This window comes from Epibacterium sp. ABV4_022 (assembly GCF_056159345.1).
Genome location: NZ_JBSWVA010000001.1, coordinates 1,475,565 through 1,499,408, shown reverse-complemented (window position 1 = coordinate 1,499,408; position 23,844 = coordinate 1,475,565). Strand labels below are relative to the sequence as shown.

19 protein-coding genes and 2 tRNA genes are annotated in these 23,844 nt (G+C 64.2%); 9 read left to right on the top strand and 12 right to left on the bottom strand.

Features of this window, described 5'->3' with window-relative positions; translation table 11 throughout:
- Positions 1-87: 87 nt before the first annotated feature.
- Genes mraY through mraZ form a run of 7 tightly spaced genes read right to left on the bottom strand, consistent with a single transcriptional unit; the run spans position 88 to position 7,723 of the window.
- Positions 88-1,170, bottom strand: a complete 1,083-nt coding sequence (gene mraY, locus ACXAF5_RS07150; protein WP_474946077.1) for a phospho-N-acetylmuramoyl-pentapeptide-transferase — start codon at positions 1,168-1,170, stop codon at positions 88-90.
- 40 nt (positions 1,171-1,210) lie between these two features.
- Entirely contained in the window at positions 1,211-2,602 is a 1,392-nt protein-coding gene (locus ACXAF5_RS07145; protein WP_474946076.1) for a UDP-N-acetylmuramoyl-tripeptide--D-alanyl-D-alanine ligase, read from the bottom strand.
- A complete protein-coding gene (locus tag ACXAF5_RS07140) occupies positions 2,599-4,083 on the bottom strand; it encodes a UDP-N-acetylmuramoyl-L-alanyl-D-glutamate--2,6-diaminopimelate ligase (RefSeq protein ID WP_474946075.1) in 1,485 nt (494 codons plus the stop codon). Before ACXAF5_RS07140 ends, ACXAF5_RS07145 begins: the two co-directional genes overlap by 4 nt.
- 15 nt (positions 4,084-4,098) lie before the next feature.
- Positions 4,099-5,883, bottom strand: a complete 1,785-nt coding sequence (locus tag ACXAF5_RS07135; protein WP_239324045.1) for a peptidoglycan D,D-transpeptidase FtsI family protein — start codon at positions 5,881-5,883, stop codon at positions 4,099-4,101.
- Entirely contained in the window at positions 5,880-6,227 is a 348-nt protein-coding gene (ftsL, locus tag ACXAF5_RS07130) for a cell division protein FtsL (protein WP_239368913.1), read from the bottom strand. The genes ACXAF5_RS07135 and ftsL overlap by 4 nt, the downstream gene beginning before the upstream one ends.
- Positions 6,227-7,216: a 16S rRNA (cytosine(1402)-N(4))-methyltransferase RsmH gene (gene rsmH / locus ACXAF5_RS07125; RefSeq protein WP_474946074.1), complete on the bottom strand. Its 990-nt coding sequence runs from the start codon at positions 7,214-7,216 to the stop codon at positions 6,227-6,229. The genes ftsL and rsmH overlap by 1 nt, the downstream gene beginning before the upstream one ends.
- A 3-nt stretch (positions 7,217-7,219) precedes the next feature.
- Entirely contained in the window at positions 7,220-7,723 is a 504-nt protein-coding gene (gene mraZ, locus ACXAF5_RS07120) for a division/cell wall cluster transcriptional repressor MraZ (protein WP_239324029.1), read from the bottom strand.
- Between the two features lie 913 nt (positions 7,724-8,636).
- Here mraZ and ACXAF5_RS07115 point away from each other — a divergent pair.
- Positions 8,637-9,554: a PAS domain S-box protein gene (locus ACXAF5_RS07115; protein ID WP_474946073.1), complete on the top strand. Its 918-nt coding sequence runs from the start codon at positions 8,637-8,639 to the stop codon at positions 9,552-9,554.
- Positions 9,555-9,767: 213 nt separating this feature from the next.
- On the opposite strand, the gene ACXAF5_RS07110 is transcribed toward ACXAF5_RS07115, so the two are convergent.
- On the bottom strand, positions 9,768-10,838 hold the full coding sequence (locus ACXAF5_RS07110; protein ID WP_474946072.1) for an Mrp/NBP35 family ATP-binding protein: 1,071 nt from the start codon (positions 10,836-10,838) through the stop codon (positions 9,768-9,770).
- 319 nt (positions 10,839-11,157) lie between these two features.
- Here ACXAF5_RS07110 and ACXAF5_RS07105 point away from each other — a divergent pair, with 319 nt between their 5' ends.
- The gene (locus tag ACXAF5_RS07105; protein WP_474946071.1) at positions 11,158-11,376 is read left to right on the top strand and encodes a DUF1127 domain-containing protein; all 219 of its coding nucleotides are present in this window, start codon (positions 11,158-11,160) and stop codon (positions 11,374-11,376) included.
- Positions 11,377-11,795: 419 nt separating this feature from the next.
- Here ACXAF5_RS07105 and ACXAF5_RS07100 read toward each other — a convergent pair whose 3' ends face one another.
- Positions 11,796-14,255 carry an ATP-dependent helicase gene (locus ACXAF5_RS07100; protein WP_474946070.1) on the bottom strand — a complete coding sequence of 820 codons (2,460 nt, stop codon included), beginning with the start codon at positions 14,253-14,255 and terminating at the stop codon, positions 11,796-11,798.
- A gap of 252 nt (positions 14,256-14,507) precedes the next feature.
- Between ACXAF5_RS07100 and ACXAF5_RS07095 the strand changes: the two genes are divergently transcribed.
- Entirely contained in the window at positions 14,508-14,915 is a 408-nt protein-coding gene (locus tag ACXAF5_RS07095) for a BLUF domain-containing protein (protein ID WP_474946069.1), read from the top strand.
- A gap of 69 nt (positions 14,916-14,984) precedes the next feature.
- Complete coding sequence (locus ACXAF5_RS07090) at positions 14,985-16,145, top strand: alpha-hydroxy acid oxidase (RefSeq protein WP_474946068.1); 1,161 nt, start codon at positions 14,985-14,987, stop codon at positions 16,143-16,145.
- Between the two features lie 108 nt (positions 16,146-16,253).
- On the opposite strand, the gene ACXAF5_RS07085 is transcribed toward ACXAF5_RS07090, so the two are convergent.
- On the bottom strand, positions 16,254-16,688 hold the full coding sequence (locus ACXAF5_RS07085; RefSeq protein ID WP_474946067.1) for a BLUF domain-containing protein: 435 nt from the start codon (positions 16,686-16,688) through the stop codon (positions 16,254-16,256).
- A 14-nt stretch (positions 16,689-16,702) separates the two neighbouring features.
- Between ACXAF5_RS07085 and ACXAF5_RS07080 the strand changes: the two genes are divergently transcribed.
- Both ACXAF5_RS07080 and ACXAF5_RS07075 read left to right on the top strand, forming a co-directional pair.
- Complete coding sequence (locus ACXAF5_RS07080; RefSeq protein WP_474946066.1) at positions 16,703-17,020, top strand: hypothetical protein; 318 nt, start codon at positions 16,703-16,705, stop codon at positions 17,018-17,020.
- A 93-nt stretch (positions 17,021-17,113) separates the two neighbouring features.
- Entirely contained in the window at positions 17,114-20,554 is a 3,441-nt protein-coding gene (locus ACXAF5_RS07075; protein ID WP_474946065.1) for a pyruvate carboxylase, read from the top strand.
- Positions 20,555-20,670: 116 nt separating this feature from the next.
- On the opposite strand, the gene ACXAF5_RS07070 is transcribed toward ACXAF5_RS07075, so the two are convergent.
- Positions 20,671-21,165, bottom strand: a complete 495-nt coding sequence (locus tag ACXAF5_RS07070; RefSeq protein ID WP_474946064.1) for a GNAT family protein — start codon at positions 21,163-21,165, stop codon at positions 20,671-20,673.
- Positions 21,166-21,462: 297 nt separating this feature from the next.
- Here ACXAF5_RS07070 and ACXAF5_RS07065 point away from each other — a divergent pair, with 297 nt between their 5' ends.
- Positions 21,463-23,037 carry a hypothetical protein gene (locus tag ACXAF5_RS07065; RefSeq protein WP_474946063.1) on the top strand — a complete coding sequence of 525 codons (1,575 nt, stop codon included), beginning with the start codon at positions 21,463-21,465 and terminating at the stop codon, positions 23,035-23,037.
- 79 nt (positions 23,038-23,116) lie between these two features.
- Here the strand turns inward: ACXAF5_RS07065 and ACXAF5_RS07060 are convergent, their stop codons facing one another.
- Entirely contained in the window at positions 23,117-23,332 is a 216-nt protein-coding gene (locus ACXAF5_RS07060) for a hypothetical protein (RefSeq protein WP_474946062.1), read from the bottom strand.
- 166 nt (positions 23,333-23,498) lie between these two features.
- Here ACXAF5_RS07060 and ACXAF5_RS07055 point away from each other — a divergent pair.
- Positions 23,499-23,573 (top strand) — tRNA-Gly (locus ACXAF5_RS07055).
- Between the two features lie 181 nt (positions 23,574-23,754).
- Positions 23,755-23,829 (top strand) — tRNA-Gly (locus tag ACXAF5_RS07050).
- Positions 23,830-23,844: the final 15 nt, after the last annotated feature.

The following is a 23,844-nucleotide window of genomic DNA, read 5'->3' as shown; positions in this document are numbered from 1 at the left end:
GACCGATAGGTCGGACAGCGCCCGACCCTCCCCACGGGAGGGCGCTCCGCACCCACCCAGGGTCGGGCGCTGCCCTTGCGATTGGCCCTAGCGGACCTTCAGCGTTGCGAGCCCGATCATCGCCAGGATCAGCGAGATGATCCAGAAACGGATCACGATGGTCGGCTCCGCCCAGCCCTTCTTCTCATAGTGGTGATGGATCGGTGCCATCAGGAACACCCGCTTGCCGGTGCGTTTGAAATAGAGCACCTGCACGATGACCGACAGCGCCTCCACCACAAACAGACCGCCGACGATCGCCAGCACCAGCTCGTGTTTGGTGGCCACCGCGATCGCCCCAAGCGCGCCGCCCAGCGCCAAGGATCCGGTATCGCCCATGAACACCGCCGCCGGGGGCGCGTTGTACCACAGGAACCCGAGCCCGCCGCCGAACAATGCGGCGGTGAAAATCAGGATCTCGCCGGTGCCCGGCACATAGTGCACGTCCAGATATTCGGTAAAGTCGACCCGGCCCACCGCATAGGCAATGATCCCCAGCGTGCCGGCGGCAATCATCACCGGCATGATCGCCAGCCCGTCAAGCCCGTCGGTCAGGTTCACCGCATTGGCCGCACCGACAATGACGCAGATGCAGAACGGCACATAAAGGAACCCGAGGTTCACCAGCGTGTCCTTGAACACCGGCAGCGCCAGCTGGTTCTGCAAGTCGCCGGGGTGGTTCCAGCTGGCCCAGAGCGCCGCGATCACCGCAATGGCAAATCCCAGCAGCAGCCGCAGCTTGCCCGGCACGCCCTTGGTGTTCTGCTTGGAGACCTTGGCATAGTCGTCGGCAAACCCGATGAGGCCAAAGGCCATGGTCACAAACAGCACCAGCCAGACAAACGGATTGTCCCAGCGCGCCCACATCAGCGTCGAGAACAACAGCGCGCCCACGATCAGCAGGCCGCCCATGGTCGGGGTGCCCGCCTTGGCCAGATGCGCCTCCGGCCCGTCATCGCGGATCGGCTGGCCCTTGCCCTGGGTGCGGCGCAGGACGTTGATCAGCGGCTTGCCGAACATGAAGCCAAAGACAAGCGCCGTGAGAAAGGCTCCGCCCGCGCGGAAGGTGATGTAGCGGAAGAGGTTGAAAAAGTCCCCCCCGTCCGACAGGGCAGTCAGCCAGTAAAGCATACCAGAGCGGTTCCTGTTCTGTGTGGTGCAAGTTGATGAGTCATGAAGGTGCGTTGCCTTGACCGATTTCCCGGATCGCGTCAACCACGCGCGCCATCTGCATGTAGAGAGAGCCCTTGGCCAGCACCATATCGCCGCCGCGGATCTCGCCCGTCAGGGCCGCGACCGCCTGCTGGCTGGTCTCCACCCGCAGGCCGCGCTTGGCCTCGGGCAGCGCCGCATGCAGCGCGCCCATCAGCGGGCCGACGCAATGCACGGTGTCGATCTTCTGCATCGCCGGCAGCGCGGCCAGCCCGGCATGCAGCGCCTCAGCCTGCGGTCCGAGCTCCCCCATGTCGCCCAGCACCGCGATCCGGCGCCCTTCCCCGACCGTTGCCGCCAGCACGGTCAATGCGGCGGCGACCGAGGTCGGGTTGGCGTTATAGGCATCATCCAGCACCGTCACCGGCCCGTCCGGCAGATCCACCGTGAAACGCGCGCCGCGCCCCTTTACCGGCGACCAGCCCGCAAGACCCGCCAGCGCCAGATCCAGATCCGCACCAAGTGCTGTCACCGCCGCCAGCGCGCCGATGGCGTTCATGGCAAAATGCGCACCCGGCGACTGGATCTCGGCGGCGATTTCGCGCCCCTCGACCCCGAAGCTGGCGCGGGTTACATCGCCCTCCAGCTCCACGGCACGGAGCGTATAGTCCGATGCGCTGCGACCAAACCAGCGGGTGGCGCAGCCCTTGGCGTCAGCCATAGCGGCCAGCACCGGGCTCTCAACCAGGTCGGCGTTCAGCACCGCAACCCCGCCGGGTTCCAGCCCGTCAAGAATGGCGGCCTTTTCGCGGGCGATGCCGGCGACATCCTCGAACGCCTCAAGATGCACGGCGGCGACGGTGGTGACCATGGCCACATGCGGGCGCGCCTGACGGGCCAGCGGGGCGATCTCGCCGGGGTGGTTCATGCCGATCTCGATCACCGCATATTCGGTGTCGGCGGGCATCCGGGCCAGCGTCAGCGGCACGCCCCAATGGTTGTTGAAACTGGCCACGGCGGCATGGGTGCGCCCCTGCGGCGCCAGCATCGCCGCCAGCATTTCCTTGGTCGAGGTCTTGCCGACAGATCCGGTCACGGCAACGACCTTTGCCGCCGTGCGCGCCCGACCGGCGCGGCCCAGAGCCTCCAGCGCGGTCTGCACGTCGTCGACCAGCAGCAGCGGCGCGTCCTCGGCAACGCCGTCGGGAATGCGCGAGACCAGCGCCGCGCCTGCACCCTTCGCCAGCGCCTGCGCCACAAAGTCATGACCGTCCCGCGCCGCCGTCAGCGCCACAAAGAGATCACCGGGCGCGATGCTGCGGGTGTCGATGGAGATCCCCTCCACCATCCAGTCGGTGGTGGCCCGCCCACCGGTGGCGGCGGCGGCATCAACAGAGGTCCAGAGGCTCATACCATTCTCCCGTCCAGCGCGGCGACGGCCATGCTGGCCTGTTCGACGTCGTCAAAAGGCAGCACATCGGTGCCGATGATCTGGCCGCTCTCGTGGCCCTTGCCGCAGATCAGCAGCGCGTCGCCCGGCTCCAGCATGTCGACACCGCGCAGGATCGCTTCGGCCCGGTCGCCGACATTGAGCGCATCGGGCGCCCCGCCCATCACCGCGGCGCGGATGGCCTCGGGATCTTCGGAGCGCGGGTTGTCATCGGTGACGATCACCGCATCGGCGTTTTCATGCGCCGCCTGCCCCATCAGGGGTCGCTTGGTCGCGTCGCGATCCCCACCTGCCCCGACGATGGCCACCAGGCGGCCCAGCACATGCGGGCGCAGTGCCTTGATCGCGGTGGCCACCGCATCGGGCGTATGGGCGTAATCGACAAAGACCGTGGCGCCATTGTCACGGGTCGCGGCCAGCTCCATCCGGCCCCGCACGGTGGTCAGATGCGGCAGGGTTTCAAACACCTGCTCCGGCACCTCGCCGCTGGCGATCGCCAGACCGGCGGCCACCAGCACGTTTTCCGCCTGAAAGCCCCCGATCAGATTGAGCCGCGCGGTAAAGGGCCGGTCATGCCAGCTGAAGCGGATGTCCTGCCCGGTGGCATCCACCCGCACCCCCATCAGCGCAATGTCGCCCAGACCGCGCCCGACCGAGATGATCTCCTGCCCGCGCGCGGCGGCAATGGCGCGCATTTCGGCACCGCGCGGATCGGACATGTTGATGACGGCAACACCGTCCTCGGACAGCACCCGGCGGAACAGCCCGGCCTTGGCGGCAAAATAGGCCTCGAAGGTTTCGTGATAATCCAGATGATCCTGGGTGAAATTGGTAAAGCCACCCGCCATCAGCTGCACCCCGTCGAGACGCCGCTGATCCAGCCCGTGCGAGGAGGCCTCCATCGCGACATGGGTCACCCCCGCCTCTGCCGCCGCTGCGAGGGCGCGATGCAGGGTGATCGGTTCCGGTGTGGTGTGGGCCAGCGGATGCGACCAGGCGCCCTCGATCCCGGTGGTGCCGAGGTTCACGGCCTGGTGGCCCAGCTCGGTCCAGATCATGCGCAGGAAGGTGGCGACCGAGGTCTTGCCATTGGTGCCGGTGACCGCCACCGAAACCGGCGGTTGTCCGCCGAACCACAGCGCCGCTGCACCCGAAAGCGCCTGCCGGGGGTCTTCTGTCACCACCAGCGCCGCACCCGCCGCAGTGACGGCGTCGCCCGCGATCTCGGCGCCCCTGGCATCGGTCAGCACCGCCACCGCGCCCTGCTCCAGCACCTGTGCGACAAATTCCGCACCATGCACGCGCACCCCGGGCAAGGCCGCAAAGACAAAGCCCTTTTGCACCTCGCGGCTGTCCACCGCTAGCCCGGTGATCTCCGGATCCATGCCGCCACGGGCGGTCAGCCCCAACTGGCTGAGCTTGAGCGCTGGTTTGTCTGTCATGGCGTCCCCACCTCTTTAGTTTGAGGTGAGGGTTACACCAGAGATACGGGCAGGTTCAATCTGCGGTCTGAGCCCCAGCAGCGGCGCCAGACGTGCGATCATCTCCGCCGCCACCGGCGCCGCGGTCCAACCGGCGGTGCGACGCGGCTCGCCATGGGCCACGACCTCCGGTTCATCCAGTGTCACCACCAGCACATATTTGGGCTCGCTGACCGGGAAAACGGCGGCAAAGGTGGCGATTACCTTGTTCTCGTAATAGCCGCCCCGGGGCTTGGGCTTGTCGGCGGTGCCGGTCTTGCCGCCCACCTCGTAGCCCTTGACCTCGGCAAAGGAGGCGGTGCCCTCGCTGACCACCCGGCGCAGCATGTCGAGCGAGGCGTTCGCCACCTCCTCGCGCATCACCCGGGGGCCCAGCTGCGGCGTCTTCTGTTTCAGGATCGTCGGCGCCACGTAATGGCCGCCATTGGCAATCGCCGCATAGCCCGCCGCCAGATGCATCGGCGTGGTGGAAATACCGTGACCATAAGAGATCGTCATCGCCGACAGCTCCGACCAGTTCTTCGGCAACAGCGGCTGGCCACCGGAGGCCTCGACGATTTCGAACGGAGTCGGCTTCAGCATGCCCAGATCCTCCAGGAAGCTGCGCTGACGCTCCGCGCCGATCTGCTGTGCCAGCCGCGCGGTGCCGATGTTGGAGGACTTCTCGATGATCTTGGAAACCGTCAACTCCTTGCCGTAGTTGTGGAAATCCCGGATCGTGAACTTGCCCCAGCGCAGCGGGCCGCGAATGTCGATCACGGTCGAGGGGTTCACCAGCCCCAGTTCCATCGCCTGTGCAGTGGCAAAGATCTTGAAGGTGGAGCCCAGCTCATAGACCCCCTGCACCGAACGGTTGAACAGCGGGCTCTGCGAGGGATCAAAGCCCGAGGTCGGCGGGCGCGGGCGGTCGTTGGGATCAAAATCCGGCAGCGACGCGACAGAGATCACCTCGCCGGTGTTCACATCCATCAGGATCGAGGTTGCGCCCTTGGCGTTCATCAGCTTCATGCCGCCATAGAGCACCTCTTCGGTGGCGTCCTGCACCGAGAGATCGAGGCTCAGCTCCAGCGGCTTGCCCGCATTGGCCGGATCGCGCAGATAGTCGTCAAAGGTCTTTTCGACCCCGGCCACCCCGATCACCTCGGCCGCGCTGACGCCCTCCTTGCCGAAGGACGCCCCGCCCAGCACATGGGCGGCAAGCTTGCCATTGGGATAGAGCCGCATTTCGCGAGGGCCGAACAACAGGCCGGGATCGCCGATGTCATGTACCGCCTGCATCTGCTCGGGGCTGATTTTCTTCTTGATCCACAGGAACTTGCGCTTGCCGGTGAAGTCCTTGACCAGGCGCTCGCGCTCCAGATCCGGGAAGATCGCCACCAGTTTGTCGGCGGCAGCGATCGGGTCGATCATCTGCGGCGGCTGGGCATAGAGCGAATGGGTCTCGAAATTGGTCGCCAGAATGCGCCCGGCCCGGTCGACGATGTCGGCGCGCTGGTTGGCAATGGCGCTGCCGCCGATCGAGGCCACGGGTTCGGAAGGTTCCGAGGTGGCCATGATCGCCATGCGTCCGCCGATCGCCAGATAGGCGCAGACAAAAAAGGCCGCCAGCACCAGCAGGCGCCCCTCGGCCCGGGTGCGGGCGCGGACTTCCATGTCGCGGTGGCGCTGCGCGAGGTTCTCGCGTTCGATCAGATCCGGGTTCTCGCCGCGCGCACGGGCGGGCAGAACACGGGCCAGCGGACGCAGGGGGGTGCGGATCATTGGTCGTCCTCCCGGCCATAGGCGGAGACCTCGACCCCCTCCTCGATCACCAGACCCGACGGCGGATAGGAGACCTCATCGACGCGGCCAAACTGATCCGGACGCAGCGGCAGCAGGCCGAGGCGTTCAAAGTTCAGCTCCGCCAGCTCGCGCAGGCGGTCGGGACGGTTGAGATAGGCCCATTCGGCGCGCAGCACGCTGAGCCGGACCTGCGCCGCGGCGATCTCGCTGCGCAGCGCACGGGTTTCCTTCAGCACCTGCTGGGTGGCGTAATTCTCGCGATAGGCCCAGAATGCCAGACCAAAGACCGCGAGGATCGTCATGATATAGGCAAGGGTTCTCATCAGCGCGTCTCTTTCAGCTGCGGCATGCTCAGCTCCTTGGCGGTGATCTCCACCGGGGCGGCATCGGTGCGGCGGCCCACGCGCAACAGCGCCGAGCGCGAACGCGGGTTCTGCGCCAGCTCGTCCTTGTCGGGGCCAACGGCCTTGCGGGTGACCAGCTCAAACTGGCTGGGCTGTTCTTCCATTGCGGGCGCAAAACGGTTGGCATTGCCGGTCTTATTGGCACGGTGCTGGAAGAAGCGTTTGACCATGCGGTCCTCGACCGAATGGAAGGTCACAACCGCCAAGAGCCCGCCGGGTTTAAGCGCGCGTTCTGCGGCCAAGAGCCCGCCCATCAGTTCCTCATATTCGCCGTTCACCGCTATGCGCAGCGCCTGAAAGCTGCGGGTGGCCGGGTGGGACTGGCCGGGTTTGGGACGCGGCAGGCAGCCCTCGATAATTTCGGCCAGACGCAGGGTGGTGGTGATCGGCTCCAGCGCGCGTTCCCGCACGATCGCCTTGGCAATCCGGCGCGAGGCGCGCTCTTCGCCAAAGCTGTAAATAATATCAGCCAGTTGCACCTCGGTGAGCTCTGCCACCAGATCCGCCGCCGAGGGGCCATCCTGCGACATGCGCATATCCAGCGGGCCATCCTTCATAAAGGAAAAACCGCGCTCCGCCAGATCCAGCTGCATCGAGGACACACCAAGGTCCAGCACCACGCCATCCAGATCAGAGGCGTATTCATCCATGCGCGAGAACACGCCCTGTTGCAGCACCAGGCGGTCACCGTACTCCGCCACCCAATCCTGCGCCATCTCAAAGGCCAGCGGGTCACGGTCGACGCCAATGACCTGATCGGCGCCCGCCGCCAAGAGGCCCTTGGTGTAGCCTCCGGCGCCGAATGTGCCATCAAGCCAGCGGCCTGTGACCGGCGCCACCGCCTCCAGCAGCGGTTTCAGCAGGACGGGAACATGGGGACCGGAAGGGGCAGCGGGGCGGTCCGTCATCGGTTACGCGCCTCCGGCGCCGTCTAGGAACTCAAGGGGATCGAAGTCTTCGGGCAGCTCTTCCATCATCTTCTCGGCTTCGGCCATTTCGACCTCTTCATAGGTCTCGGGCTTCCAGATCTGGAAGGTGTCACCGGAGGCGATAAAGAAGGCCTCACCGTCGAGGTCGATCTTCTGGCGCAGCTTCGCGGGCAGCACCAGGCGACCGGTTTCATCGACGGTGGTGGGCAGGGACTGACCGTTGAACATGCGTTCGAGGATCTTGCGCCCTTTGGAGCCGCGCGGCAAGGCGGCGATCTTGGCGTCGACTTCCTCGATCGCTTCCATGGTATAGCATTCCAGGTACTGGCGGCGCTGGTCGCCGTAGACGATCACCAGCTCCGGGTTGTCACCGGGCTGCCAGTTGGGATCGGAGGCCTCCAGCACACGCCGAAAAGAGGCCGGGATAGACACCCGCCCCTTCGTATCGACCTTGTGCTGGCTTTCGCCTCTGAACCTGCGGCCCAATGTGCCGACCCTTTCCGCGTCCCTCGCGTTGCCGTGTCGCCCCAATTCAGGGGCCCGAAACTAAAAGGGGCGAGTTGATCCGCTGCCACTGATCAACCCGCCGCCTTGACCCGCTTTGCGGGGTGTCCGACTGCGCGCGCCACCTGGGGGGATGTCTGCTCGCCCGCGCGCCGGATCTCTTTGTTGATGAAAGCGAAGGCCTGTATGAAACCTGCCGTTTTGTAAGGTTGGGGTCGTTTGGTGCCCCGTGCTCTTCGTCCTCATCGGATGAGTTAGGGATACTATGGGAATACATGGCCCCGCAAGGGATTTTTGCCACGCCACGCCCAGAATCGGCAGTGCGAGTCGCATTTTGCGCGTGATCTCAAGAGAAAATTAGGAGTTTTCTGCCGTATATTGGTGCGAAACCACAAGGGACCACCATATATACGCACGACTTGCAGCCGAGAAAAACCTCCCCTAGTTTCCCACGATTCTTCTGGAACGGAACGAGCGCCTTGGCGTGTTCTCACAACGTTCTCACGCAACAGCCCAATTCGCAGGTCTTTTCCCTCCTCCAGAGGCCAATGCGTGATTCGTTTTGAGCCGGTGCCGTGAAGCGCCCACGGTTTCCCACAGATCCCATGATTTCCCAACCGCCCCGCCAAGCCACCCCAAGCCGCCTGCCCCGCTTGTAGCGTGACGGACTATTTTACGGTGATTTACGGACTTCTTTACAGCAGCCAGATTTTGGGTTGAGGTGGAACTGAAGGAACGCTTAAGTCGCGGCAGGTTCGAAGAGCAAGGGGATCATCTGACATAACCGCTTTGATGGTGGTCGAGAAATGGGCGCCCGGCTCAGGTTGCAGCATCTCACGGCCTGCTTTCGACGCTGTCCCCGAACTAAAATGGAAGACGACGACCGGAGGACAGGATGACCGAAACCAGAGCCGTACTGACAGCGCGCTCCGCTGGACTGGATGAAGACGGTCCAAACGCCCTGCGCGTGCCGCAGCTGTTCAGCGATCTTCCGGATGCTGTCATTGTCGCAAACAGCGCGCGCGAGATCACATGGGTAAATCCCGCGTTTGAACGCCTGTTTGGTCATCAGAGTAAGGACGTCCTGGGGCGCACGACGGAGTTCTTGTACGCGTCTCACAACAGCTACGTTGAAAAGGGCTCCGAACACTTCAGCTCCGCCCCCTCCGCGCAAGAGCACAACTATGAGGTCAGCTATCTCAAGAAGAACGGCGAGGCGTTTCTGAGCCAAACCACCGGCGGCCCCATTCGCGGTGATGACGATCAGCCGATCGGCTACTTTGCTGTCATCAAGGATATTTCGGATACCCGAATGTTCGAGACGCTCCTTCGCGTGCTGTTTGATATCGCGACCAGCCAGTCGCTCTCACCCAAAGAGAAAATTCATGAAATCCTGAAGCTGGGCTGTGAACGGTTTGAGACGATGTCGGCGATCGTCAGTTGCGTGCGAGATCAGACCTACACCGTCACCTATTGTTACTCGGAGGAAGCGCCCGTCGAGCCGGGCACGACCTTTGACCTTGGCGATACCTATTGTTCAAAGACGCTGCTGTCGGATGGCCCGGTGGCCTATCATTGTGCGTCGCAATCAGAATTGGCGACACATCCCTGCTACAATATGTTCTTGCTGGAAACATACATCGGGGTGCCTCTCATCGTCGGGGGGCGAATATTTGGAACCTTGAACTTTACCTCCCCTGAAGCACGTCGCCCGTTCAGCGCGATGGATATTGAGGTGATCAAGCTGTTCGCCGCATGGGTTTCTCAGCAGCTCAGCATCGATGAAGCCTTGTCTGAGGCTGGCTTGGCTTAACTGCTCTCTGTTGGGGTGAGCGATCCGGAGGGGCCTCCCCCGTTGCGGGATGCGCAGACGCCCCGCCCTGCCCCTCTTTTCAGCCCAACCTTCTTTCGCGCTCTGTCGTGCAACGGATACGAGGTCTACACCCCGTGCGCACGAGCGGCGGTCGGGGGACGCATTTGCCCCCGGCGCCCGCGCCGGCGGCCAATGCTATGTCAGGCGCCGGTGTCAGGCCATCCCACCCTGTACAAGCCCGGTTGCGATACGCGCATAGGCATCTGACATGACGCCCGCCCCTGCGGCGACAGGGGTGCCGCGATCCCCTGCAAGGCGGGTCTCCAGATCGATGGGCAAAGCGCCGAGAAGCGGCAAACCAAGCGCCTCCGCTTCGGCCGCGACGCCACCGGAACCAAAGATCTCATGCGTGCCGCCGCAATCCGGGCAGGTAAAGAAGGACATGTTCTCGATCAGACCCAGCACCGGGGTCTTCAACGTCTCGAACATGTCCAGCGCCTTGCGGGCATCCAGAAGCGCCACATCCTGCGGGGTCGAGACCACGATGGCCCCGGACAACTCCGCCTTGGTGCACAGGGTCAATTGCACGTCGCCGGTGCCCGGCGGCAGATCCACGATCAGCACATCCAGCTCACCCCAGTTCACCTGCCCCAGCATCTGCTGCAATGCCCCCATCAGCATCGGGCCGCGCCAGACCACCGCCTTGCGCTCCTCGACCATGAAGCCGATCGACATCACGGTGACCCCATGCGCATGCAGCGGTTCGATGGTGGTGCCGTCGGGGCTGGCAGGACGACCCGAGACCCCCATCATGCGCGGCTGCGAGGGGCCATATATATCCGCATCCAGCAGACCCACCTTGCGCCCCTGCCGCGCAAGCGCCACCGCAAGGTTGGCGCTGACGGTCGACTTGCCGACACCGCCCTTGCCGGAGGCGACCGCGAGAATCCGCTTTACGCCGGCCGGTTTCATCGGCGCCGCCTGGGGTTTGGGGTGCCCCCCCAGCTTGAGGCTTGGGGCGGGTTTCTGCGCGGCCGGACCATGGGCGGTCAGGACCACCGACACCTCCTCCACCCCGGGCAGTTCGCGGACCGTTGCTTCTGCCGCGCGGCGCAGGGGCTCCATCTGCTCGGCGATCTGCGGCGACGGGGCCTCGATCACGAACCGCACCATGCCGCCCTCGATGCTCAGGGCACGCAGCATGTCCCGCGACACCAGCGTTCCCCCGTCCGGCAGAGCCAGGCGCTCCAGCGCGTTGCGAATCTCTTCCTGTGTGACGGACATCAGCTGTACTCCTTCTGTGGGCGCCGCGGGCGGCTGTCTCGGCATATATGCGCTCTGCGCCCACAGCCCAAGCGGCAAAATGGCAGCGGTAACGCCGCGCGCGATCAATTGTTGCCCAGATCCGTGGCGCCTGGACATAAAATCGCGCAAGCTTTGGGCAGTTTCCGAAAAATATCCGTTTTACCCATGCACTTGCTGCATAGCAGAAATGACCAATTCCCGGATTGTGCATTTGCAGCATTCGCTTATCTTAAGGATCAACAACACGGACACAAGCGAACGGGCATACGGCCCCGACGATCCAGAGCGAGACGAAACGATGGCCCTTCTGAACCAGATCCACACCCAGAAATCCTTCGCCCCTGCAGGCGTCGCGCAGATGGTGCAGGCGCTGCGGGAGAAGATCGCGCAGTACCGCGTCTATCGCCAGACCCTGACCGAGCTGAACGCCCTGAGCGGTCGCGAATTGGCGGATCTCGGCCTCAACCGCTCCATGCTGAAGCGGGTCGCCCTCGAAGCGGCCTACGGAAATATCTGAGAACACAAGAGATCAGGTCCTTTCTCCTCCTCCCTTAAGGACCTGTCCTAGGCGGTGGCATCTTCCTCCTCCCTGATGCCACCGCACCCTATACCGGCCCAGAGCCGGACCCAGATGCACCGGGTTTCCTCCTCCCTTTAACCTGGTGTTTGACAGAACGGCGGTGCCCTCTCCTCCTCCCTGGGCGCCGCCGTTTCCTGTTCTGCCCCATTCTGCAAAGCTGAAACGACAAAAGCCCCCGCAGCGGTCCATCCGCGGCGGGGGCTTTGTGTTTTGATTTGTGTTTTTTTTTGGGGGGGGGGTGGGGGGGGGGGGCCATGGCCTCTGCGCCTGCCCCGCCCGGGTCGGATCGCGTTGCGATCCGATCCCGCATAAACCAGCCGGATCGCGTCAGCGATCCGTCCGTTTGGTAACCACGGTCAGAAGGGCACGTCGTCGCTGGCCGACACAAACCGCGCCACAACCTTCTTGGTGCCCGCCTTTTCAAACGCCACCTCCAGCTTGTCGCCTTCCATTCCGATCACGGCGCCATAGCCGAACTTCTGGTGAAACACGCGTTCGCCGATGGTGAAGGCGGATGTCGCGGTCAGATCGATCACCTGGTTCCGGCTTTCGCGCGGCTTGCTCAGCCCGCGCTCACCGGCGCGCGCCTGCATCCGCTTCCAGCCGGGCGAGTTGTACCCGTCCGCCTCGGCCATGCGCGCCTCGATGGTGGAACGACCGTAGGGGTTGGCGCTCGCCTCGGCGAACCCGCCCCCTGCGCCGGGCGCCGCCGCGCCATAGCCCCCGCCATAAAGACCGGGCGGCGTCAGCACCTCCACATGCTCTTCGGGCAGCTCATCGACAAACCGCGAGGGCAATTGCGACTGCCACTGGCCAAACACCCGCCGGTTGCCCGCAAAGGAGATCGTGCAGACCTCCTCGGCGCGGGTGATGCCCACATAGGCCAGACGGCGTTCCTCTTCGAGACCCTTGAGGCCGCTTTCATCCATTGAGCGTTGCGAGGGGAACAGCCCATCCTCCCAGCCCGGCAGGAACACCGCCGGAAACTCCAGCCCCTTGGCGGCATGCAGCGTCATGATCGACACTTTTTGCTCCGCATCCTGCTTGTCATTGTCCATCACAAGGCTGACGTGTTCGAGGAACCCTTGCAGATTGTCGAAGTTTTCCAGCGCCTTGACCAATTCCTTGAGGTTCTCGAGTCGTCCGGGGCTGTCGGGGTTCTTGTCCGCCTGCCACATGGCGGTATAGCCGCTCTCATCAAGGATGATCTCGGCCAGCTCAACATGAGAGACCTCCGTGCGGGCCTGAAATTCCTCAAAGCTCTGCACGCCCTCGAGAACCGCATCCTCGTCACCGTCGTTCGGGATCACGGCGCGGGTCATCTGCCCCCAGCGGGCGATGTTTTCAACGAGGCGGCGCAGGGCGGCCCCGCCCTTGCCCTTGATCAACCCGTCCTCGACCGCAAGACGCGCGCCCTCAACGAGGGAGACGCCGTTTTCCCGCGCCACCATCCGGATGGTCTGCTGTGCCTTGTCCCCAAGGCCGCGTTTGGGTGTGTTGACGATGCGCTCGAAGGCCAGATCATCCTCGGGCGAGATCACCACCCGGAAATAGGCCATGGCATCGCGGATTTCCAACCGCTCGTAAAAGCGCGGACCGCCGATGACGCGGTAGGGCAGACCGATGGTCAGGAACCGGTCCTCAAAGGCGCGCATCTGATGCGAGGCGCGCACGAGGATCGCCATTTCATTGAGGCCATACTGGCGCATGCCCCGGGTGCCGCGCTGCATCGCCTCGATTTCCTCGCCGATCCAGCGGGCCTCTTCCTCGCCGTCCCAATGGCCGATCAGGCGGACCTTTTCACCGCCGTCGGCTTCGGTCCACAGCTCCTTGCCCAAGCGGCCCTCATTGCCGCGAATGACGCCGGAGGCGGCGGCGAGGATATGGGCGGTGGAGCGGTAGTTCTGCTCCAGCCGGATCACCTTGGCGCCGGAGAAATCCTTTTCAAACCGCAGGATATTGCCCACCTCGGCGCCGCGCCAGCCGTAGATCGACTGGTCGTCATCGCCGACGCAACAGATGTTCTTGTGCCCCGACGCCAAGAGCCGCAGCCAGAGGTATTGGGCAACGTTGGTATCCTGATACTCGTCCACGAGGATGTAGCGGAACCAGCGGTGGTATTGCGCCAGCAGGTCCGGGTTGTTCTGGAAAATCTCAACGCAGTGCAGCAGGAGGTCGCCAAAATCGACCGCGTTCAGCTCCTTGAGGCGGGTCTGATACTGATCGTAGAACTCGGTGCCACGATGATTATAGGCGCTGGCATCCCCTGCGGGCACCTTGGCCGGCGTCAGCGCGCGGTTCTTCCAGTCGTCGATGATGTTGGCCAGCATCCGCGCGGGCCAGCGCTTGTCGTCGATGCCCGCCGCCTGAATAAGCTGTTTCAGCAGGCGGATCTGGTCGTCCGTGTCCAGAATGGTGAAGTTGGATTTCAACCCCACCAGCTCCGCGTGACGGCGCAGCAGCTTGACGCAGATCGAGTGGAAGGTGCCGAGCCAGGGCATGCCCTCGGCGGGCTGGCCGAGCATGCGGCCCACGCGTTCCTTCATTTCGCGGGCGGCCTTGTTGGTGAAGGTCACCGCGAGGATCTCGTTGGTGCGCGCCCTGTTGGTGGTCAACAGATGCACGATACGGGTGGTCAGCGCCTTGGTCTTGCCGGTGCCCGCGCCCGCCAGCATCAGCACCGGGCCGTCCAGCGTTTCCACCGCCTCGCGTTGGGCCGCGTTGAGGCCGTCCATATAGGGTGTGGGGCGCGCAGCCATGGCGCGGGCGGACAGCGATGCGCCCTCAAAGGCGTCCATTTCGTCAAATGTGCTCATGCGGCGATCCTAGCGTGTTTCGGCGACATCGGAAAGAGGTGTTCACGCTCCGTTCACACCGGTGCCTTCCGTTTGCCCTGGCAATCCGCATAGCAGCGACGCCCACGGGAATAAAGTGGCGGCTGCGCGCGCCAAAGGGATAGGGACGCTGGTCGAATGCGGACGGCTCTGCGCCGATGGGACCTCGCATCTGCGCAGCGCGGTCTGTAGAACTCGGGACACCGCGCCGGATGCGGAGAGAGTAGAGCCACCATGCGCCGATTGATGTACCTGAGCCACGCCCTGACCTCGATGACGGAGGAAAAGACCGCCGCCATCGTCGAGAAATCGCGGCGCAAGAATGCCGCCTGCGGGCTGACCGGCGCGCTGGTGTTTTCCGATGGTGCGTTCCTGCAAATCCTCGAAGGTCCGGAGGCGGCCGTCGCCGCCCGCTTTGCCGCAATCCGGACGGATGCCCGTCATCACGACATCACCGTGATCAGCGATACACCCGCGGGCCTGCGCTGTTATCCGGAGACACCCATGGTCTTGCTGCTGCCGGATCAGCTGCCGGAGGATGCCCGGCAGGCGCTCGGTTCTCTCTACGCGCTGCGGTCCCTGCCACAGCGGCGCGGGTTGCGGGATCTGCTGCCGCGGTTCACGCCGCAACTGGCCGCCTGACGCCAGCCCGCTCCGCGCCGGGGCCGGAGGGGGCTGGACAGGGCCGCCGAAACGCCAATGATGGCGGTCATGACTTTGGATCAACGTTTCCCCGGCCTTGATGATCTGCGCGCCAGGGCCCGCGCGCGCCTGCCCCGTTTTGTCTGGGAGTATCTCGACAGCGCCACCGGGCGAGAAGCCACGCAGGCGCGCAATCGCCGCTGTCTTGACCGGATCGGGCTGATGCCTGCGATCCTGGGGGGACCGCAGGAGGTGGACCTGAGCACCACGCTGTTTGGCACCAGACTGCCGCGCCCCTTTGGCATTGCGCCGGTGGGGATGTCGGGGCTGATCTGGCCCGATGCCGAGGGTCATCTGGCCCGTCATGCGGCGGCGACCCAGATCCCCTATGGGCTCTCGACAGTGGCGAGCCAAAGCCCCGAGGATCTGGCCCCGCATCTGGGCGAACAGGGCTGGTTTCAGATGTATCCGCCCAAGGATGAGGGCATCCGCAAGGACATGTTGGCCCGCGCCCGCGCGGCCGGGTTCAAGGTCTTGGTGCTGACGGTTGATGTGCCGGTGGCCTCGCGCCGGGAACGGCAGGTGCGGTCGGGGCTGACACAGCCACCCCGCCTGACCCCGCGCCTGCTGGCACAGGTGGCGATACGCCCCACATGGGCGCTGGGGATGGCGCGGCAGCATCGGGGCGATGGCGGCATGCCGCATATGCGCACGCTGGACAAATACATCGAGGGCGCGGCCTCGGCGCTGTCGTCGACCGCGCATATCGGCTATTTGCTGCGCACTGCGCCCGATTGGGATTACCTGCGATGGCTGCGCGATCACTGGGAGGGGCCGCTGGTGGTCAAGGGCGTGTTGGATGCGCGCGACGCGCCCCGGCTGGAGGCGGCAGGGGTTGATGCGATCTGGATCTCCAACCACGCGGGCCGTCAGTTTGATGCGGCCCCTGCCCCGATCGAGGTGCTGGAAGAGATGCGCGCCGCCACCGGCCTGCCGCTGATCCTGGATAGCGGCATCGAGGGCGGTCTGGATATTCTGCGCGCCATGGCGCTGGGGGCGGATTTTGTGATGCTGGGGCGGGCGTGGCACTATGCGCTTGCAGCATTGGGGGCCGCGGGACCGGCGCATCTGCATGACATCCTGAGCAAGGATCTGAGCGCCAATATGGGACAGCTGGGCATCGGCACGCTGGCCGAGCTGCGCGACCTCAGGTGGCTGCATCTGGACTGAGCGCGCAAAAGTTCAGGCGCGATCCTCGCCCAAGGACCGCGCCTCCCCCGCCTATCCCCCCCCCGGGTCAGACTGGTTGTTATGGGTGATGCGCTGACGCGTCCGGCCTTATGCGGCCAGCAATTGTCTGAAGCTGGCCAGGAAGTCGCGCACCAGATGGCGCACCGTCAGGTCACGACCGCGCAGGCTGCTGTTGATCGGCAACAAGGCACGCAGCGGCGCGATATTCTCGCCGCCCAGAAGCGGCAGTGCCTCGGGTGTTTCATGCACAAAGACCCAGTCGGTAAAGGCGCGCATCTGAATTTCGCGAGCTTGCAGCACCTCGAAATCGCGGTGGCGCGGATCGTCCTGGATTTTCTGGGCGCGACGGCGGATGGCAGCTTCGTCGCCTTCGAGAATGTGCAGGAACCGGCCCTGATGCGCCAGCAGCATACCGGTCAGCCCGGCGTTGCGGTTGTTGCGATGACAGGTGCCTGCGATATCCGCGATCTGATGCGCGGTGAGATCCTGGCTGGCGGTGCTGACATAGACAAAGCGGTGCATCTCGGTGTTCCTTGGTGCGTGTGGCTGTGACCTTGGTTTGCGGTGGTCTTTGGGGATCGCGTTTTGCAGATCCGGTGCTGTTGATTAAAATTTATCCGAAATCCTCTCGAATAGAAGCACTATCCTTTAGAGTGGTTAACGCCTCCAAAGCACAGGGGCGAAATGCTGCACTGCAAAAAAATGCGTGCACCCGCGCCCCGGGATCGGTAAAACAACGCCAGCCCGCCTTCCCAAACGGCCTTCCGTGGCGGCAGAACGCCGGAATTTCCGGCGCAACCTTCGCGTTTCGGCACTCCCATCCGCCGAAATTCAAGAAAAAGGGGCGCAAGTGAACGCGATCATGCCGCAGATACCCACAAGCCGGGATGTTCTGCGTGTCATACAGCCGTTACCACTTCGCCATCCATCAAGACCCCGGGGGAGAGATGACTGAGTTCAACAAGATCCTGATTGCCAACCGAGGCGAAATCGCCATCCGTGTGATGCGCGCCGCCAACGAGATGGGCAAACGTACCGTGGCCGTCTATGCGGAGGAGGACAAACTGGGCCTGCACCGCTTTAAGGCGGACGAAGCCTATCGCATCGGCGAGGGCCTCGGCCCGGTTGCCGCCTACCTGTCGATCGACGAGATCATTCGCGTTGCCAAGGAATGCGGCGCCGATGCGATCCACCCGGGCTATGGCCTGCTGTCGGAAAACCCCGATTTTGTGGATGCCTGCGCACGCAACGGCATCACCTTTATCGGCCCCAAGGCCGAGACGATGCGCGCCCTGGGCGACAAGGCCAGCGCCCGCCGCGTGGCGATCGAGGCCGGCGTGCCGGTCATTCCCGCCACCGAGGTGCTGGGCGATGACATGGACGCGATCCGCAAGGAAGCGGCAGAGGTCGGCTATCCCCTGATGCTCAAGGCGAGCTGGGGCGGCGGCGGACGCGGCATGCGCCCGATCCACTCGGACGACGAGCTGGAAGAGAAGGTTCTGGAAGGCCGCCGCGAGGCCGAAGCCGCATTCGGCAATGGCGAAGGGTATCTGGAAAAGATGATCACCCGCGCCCGCCACGTCGAGGTGCAGATCCTCGGCGACAAGCACGGCGAGATCTACCACCTGTTTGAGCGCGACTGCTCCGTGCAGCGCCGCAACCAAAAAGTGGTCGAACGCGCCCCTGCGCCCTATCTGACGGATGCGCAGCGCGAAGAGATCTGCGATCTGGGCCGCAAGATCTGCCAGCATGTAAACTATGAATGTGCGGGCACCGTCGAATTCCTGATGGATATGGAGACGGGCAACTTCTACTTCATCGAGGTGAACCCGCGGGTGCAGGTGGAACACACCGTTACCGAAGAAGTCACCGGCATCGATATCGTGCAGGCGCAGATCCTGATTGCCGAGGGCAAGACTCTCGCAGAGGCCACCGGCAAGGCCAGCCAGGGTGATATCACCCTCAATGGCCACGCGCTGCAAACCCGTGTGACAACCGAGGATCCGCTCAACAACTTCATCCCCGACTATGGCCGCATCACGGCTTATCGCTCGGCCACCGGCATGGGCATCCGTCTGGATGGCGGCACCGCCTATGCGGGCGGGGTGATCACGCGCTATTACGACAGCCTGCTGACCAAGGTGACGGCCAAGGCGCCGACACCGGAGAAAGCCATCGCCCGTATGGACCGCGCGCTGCGTGAATTCCGCGTGCGCGGTGTCAGCACCAACATCGCCTTTGTCGAGAACCTGCTGAAGCATCCGACCTTCCTGTCGAATGAATACACCACCAAGTTCATCGATGAGACGCCGGAGCTGTTCCAGTTCGCCAAGCGGCGTGACCGGGGCACCAAGGTGCTGACCTATATCGCGGATATCTCCGTCAACGGTCACCCGGAAACCGAGGGCCGTGCCGCGCCGCATCCCGACCTGAAGGAGCCCCGCGCGCCCAAGGTCGACAAGGGCAACCTGCCCTACGGCACCCGTAACCTGTTGGAACAAAAGGGTGCCAAGGCGGTCGCGGACTGGATGAAGGCGCAGCGGCAGCTGCTGCTCACCGACACCACCATGCGCGACGGACACCAGTCGCTGCTGGCCACCCGCATGCGCAGCCATGACATGATCAAGGTGGCGCCGGCCTATGCGCAGAACCTCAGCCAGCTGTTCTCGGTTGAATGCTGGGGCGGGGCGACGTTCGATGTGGCCTATCGCTTCTTGCAGGAATGCCCGTGGCAGCGCCTGCGCGACCTGCGCAACGCGATGCCGAACCTGATGACGCAGATGCTGCTGCGCGGCTCCAACGGGGTGGGTTACACCAACTATCCCGACAATGTGGTGCAGTTCTTCGTCAAGGAAGCCGCCAAGGGCATCGACGTCTTCCGCGTTTTTGACAGCCTCAACTGGGTCGAGAACATGCGCGTCGCCATGGATGCGGTGGTTGAGAGCGGCAAGATCTGCGAAGGCACCATCTGCTATACCGGCGACATCAACGATCCGGCGCGGGCCAAGTATGACGTGAAATACTACGTCGGCATGGCCAAGGAGCTGGAGGCCGCGGGCGCTCATGTGCTGGGCCTCAAGGACATGGCCGGCCTGCTGAAGCCGGTCGCCGCGCGTCAGCTGATCAAGGCGCTGAAGGAAGAGGTCGGCCTGCCGATCCACTTCCACACCCATGACACCGCCGGTGTCGCCGTGGCCACCATCCTTGCCGCCGCCGAGGCCGGGGTCGATGCGGTCGACTGCGCCATGGATGCCTTCTCCGGCAATACCTCGCAGGCGACGCTGGGCACCGTGGTCGAGGCCCTGCGCCATACCGACCGCGACACCGGTCTCGACATCGGCGCGGTGCGCGAGATCTCGGACTATTGGGACGATGTGCGCGCCCATTACGCGGCCTTTGAATCCGGCATGCAGGCGCCCTCTTCCGAGGTGTACCTGCACGAGATGCCCGGCGGCCAGTTCACCAACCTCAAGGCGCAGGCGCGCAGCCTCGGCCTGGAGGAGCGCTGGCACGAGGTCGCCCAGACCTATGCCGATGTGAACCAGATGTTTGGTGACATCGTGAAGGTGACGCCCTCCTCCAAGGTGGTGGGCGACATGGCGCTGATGATGGTCTCTCAGGGCCTGACCCGCGCGCAGGTCGAGGACCCCAAAACCGACGTCTCCTTCCCCGACTCGGTGGTGGACATGATGCGCGGCAACCTCGGCCAGCCTCCGGGCGGGTTCCCCGAAGGCATCGTCAAGAAGGTGCTGAAGGGCGAGGCCCCCAATCTGGAACGCCCCGGCGCGCATCTGGAGCCTGTCGACATTGAGAACACCCGCGCGGAGCTGTCCAAAGAGCTCGAAGGCTTCAAGGTCGATGACGAGGATCTGAACGGCTATCTGATGTATCCCAAGGTGTTCCTGGATTACATGGGGCGCCACCGCCAGTACGGCCCGGTGCGCGCGCTGCCGACACGGACGTTCTTCTACGGCATGGAGCCGGGGGACGAGATCACCGCCGAGATTGACCCCGGCAAGACGCTGGAAATCCGCCTGCAAGCCATCGGCGAGACCGATGAACAGGGTGAGGTGAAGGTGTTCTTTGAACTGAACGGCCAGCCACGTGTCATCCGGGTGCCCAACCGTCTGGTGAAATCCTCCACCGCGCAGCGCCCCAAGGCCGAGGTCGGCAATGCCAACCACGTCGGCGCGCCGATGCCCGGTGTCGTGGCCTCGATCGGGGTGCAGGTGGGCCAGCAGGTGCATGAGGGCGACCTGTTGCTGACCATCGAGGCGATGAAGATGGAAACCGGCCTGCATGCCGAGCGCGACGCGGTGGTGAAGGCCGTGCACGTCCAGCCCGGCGGCCAGATCGACGCCAAGGACCTGCTGGTCGAGCTGGAGTGATCCACGCCACATGCTAGGATTGAGCCGCAGCTCCCCACCGGGACTGCGGCTTTTTCATGGGCGCGTCTCAAGTTATTACAGCTGGGGTGTCAGGAGGCCGCGTGTCAGGGGGCCGCTCAGGCATCCGAGCCGGTCAGCAACCTGAACTTGCGAAACTCCGCCCCCTGATACGGCACCATCCCGATCTCCTCCGCGCCCAGGCGACGCAGCGCGCCGAGGTGGCGGCGGCTGGGGGGCAGCAGGAAGGTCACATAGGGAATGCGCGGGTCCTTCCGGGCAAACTGAAGTGCCTTGTCGGCGATGCGCCGGCCGAGGCCAAACGCATCCGGGCGTAGCACCAGGCCAAAATCCCAGTCGTCGCCTTCTTTCTGGAAGCCACCCCAGCCCACATAGCGGCCCCCGACCACAAAGGCCCAATGCCCGAGCCCGTCCTGCGCCCAACAGCGCTCTTTGCCGGCGACGAATTTCTCGGTGGTGGCGGCATCCCAGCGCACCCCGTCGAGCAGGGGCATATGGTCCCGCAGGCGCGGGTCGGACATATGGGCGGTGATCTCCTCCGGCGCGATGTCGGGAAGGCGGTGGAACGCGATCTGCTCTGAACGGTCGGGCATCCGGGGGCTCCTGTGGCGGCTGTGGTCACCGCAGTAGCGCAGTTTGCCTCCGTCGCGGGATCACGGCCCCGCGAGGCACAGGGGTGCGGCGATTGCGCCACAGGTCCCGGCGCTGCCCGCACGACCCAGGCGGACCGGCGATGGCGACGCGGGCGAACGGGTCAGCATTACTGACCCGACTCCGGGGAAAATTGCCCGGGGCTGCGTCAATTCCCGCCTGTCAAGCTTGCACCTTTTGATCCGCGCCCCAAAACTGTCGCCATTCATTATTGATCTATCTGTTTCCGAGGTTGGCTCATGTCGTCTGCAAAACTTTCCGCTCCGGTGGGCCTGTCGCCCCGTCTTAGTTCCGGCGATGAGGTCAAGAACAAGCCCGCCGATGTGCTGCTGGTGCGCCAGATGCTCGAAGCCAACAAGATCGGCCCGCTCGGCACCTCCAAGAAAATGGACGCGGGGCTGTTGAAGGCCATCGCCGCCTTTCAGAAGAAGGCCGGGTTCAAACATCCCGACAAGGTGGTCGATCCCGGCGGGCGGACCTTCAAGATGCTGCTGCCGGGCTACAAGAAGCAGCTCGCCGAAGAGGCCAAGGCCGCCAAGGAGCCGATGGTGGAGGTGAACTTCCGCGGCAAGAAGATCCTCTGCACGCCGAAGGAATTCGAAAGCGTCAAGGCCGATGTGATCAAGCGCCTGACCCCCTATATGAAATCGTTGCTGCGCAACCATGACAACGCGCTGGAAACCTACCGGCACTATCTCGATGTGGCGCAGATGAAGGACGGGGTCCTGGATGCGGTGGCGCAGGCCATCATCCTTCAGGCCGGGTCGGTCGAAATGCCAAAGAACAAGCTCTGCCTGAGGTCGATCTCTGCCAGCGGCAAGCTGGAACGGGCGATGGTGTCCAAGGATCTGAAACTGATCAACGAGGCGCTGCCGGAGGCGGAGAAAGCCATTGGCGCCTTCAACGCCGACTTGCTGCGGTTCCTCAAGGAGTTCACCGGCTCCGCCCAGACCACGGCCACGGTGCTGACGGTGTCCTCGGCGGCCTGTTTTGCGGTGGTGGGCGCGCTGGCAGCGCCGGTGCTGGTCACCGGGGCGGGCATGTCCGCGGGCAGCGCGGCGATCGCCTCCGGCGCCGGGGTTGGCGTGTTGCAAAGCGCCAGCCAGGAGCTGGGCAAACACGCCAGCGGCCAGAAGGTGACGGTCTGGGGCTCTATCCAGTCGATCGTGATCGACGGCACCGTCGGCGGGCTGACCGGTGGCATCGGCAGCAAGATCCCGCTGGGGTTCTGCGACGACGCCGCCAAATGGGTGGCGCCGAAACTGGCCGGCAAGGTGGCCTTCCTCAGCACCAAGCAGATGCAGAAGTTCATCGCCAACTACCTGGCCGGCTCGGGTCAGGAGGTGATCAAGACAGTGCTGGGCGAAGCGGTCAAGGAACTGGGCCGCATCATGAAGAGCGGCAAGGCCCCGACCGAAAAGGAATTCCAGGCGATCGTGACCTCGATCCTCTATTCCGCCCTGCTGGGCGGGCTGGTGAAGAACCTCGGCGGTTTCCAGAAGAAATGGGCCTACAAGAACAAGGAGATCCTGCAAGGCAAGATCTTCCCGGATCGTCTCGCCAAGATCGCCAAGACAAACGACATCCCCAATACGCTGAAGGCGAAACTCTGGGCGGAGGTGATGAACAAGGTCAGCGACGAAAGCCTCAAGGTCGGCTATGGCGCCATCATTTCGCGCGCCACCGGCAAGGAAAGCGAGGCCCAGATGACCGATATGGCCGCCAAGGCCGCCGCAAAGGACAAGGCGCTGATGTCGCTGGTCGACAGGGAACTGACCAAGGCCCTTAAGAAACACAAGGTGCCGGTCAAGTAGCGCCGCGCCCGGGGACAGTATCAACACGCCATTGCGCCTTGGAACCGGTGTCGGTCCTAAGCTGAGGATGACGCGCAGGTTATCCCTGCGCCTCGTCACCGACCCGGCCAGTCAGGCGCAGGTCCGGGGCAGTTGTGGTGGCCTCCGGCTGCACCGGCGCGAGCGGGTCGAGCTGCACCGACGGCGCCTCGGGGATACGCGCCTGCGGCGCACCCTGCCCCGCCTCCTGCGCCACGCCCGCCAGCACCAGGGCGCCCGCCAGGGCCCCTGTCCGCACCGTATCCCAAACGCTCATGTCATCTCTCCCGGCTGTGCCTGCTGTGATCTCCTGTTCCGTGATACGCTCGTAGCGCCCAGATCCGTCGCCGGCGTTTGCACATGAGAAAAATCCGCGCCCAGATGGGATTTGCCCTTGCAGCCCCCGGCGGTGTTTTATAAATCCCGTCTCACCGAATGGCAGCGCGGGCGTAGCTCAGGGGTAGAGCATAACCTTGCCAAGGTTAGGGTCGGGCGTTCGAATCGCCTCGCCCGCTCCATTCGAAATCGAAAAGGCCGCTCCGTCGTCGGGGCGGCCTTTCGCATTCCCCCGCCTCCATGAAACAGCACCCCCTGCCCCGGCGCGACGCGGGTCCCGCCGCAAGAATTTCCGCCAATTCGCATTTTTCCTCTTGCAGCCTTTGGCGGGATTTCATAAACCCCGCTTCACCGAATGGCAGCGCGGGCGTAGCTCAGGGGTAGAGCATAACCTTGCCAAGGTTAGGGTCGGGCGTTCGAATCGCCTCGCCCGCTCCATTCGAATAAAAGCAC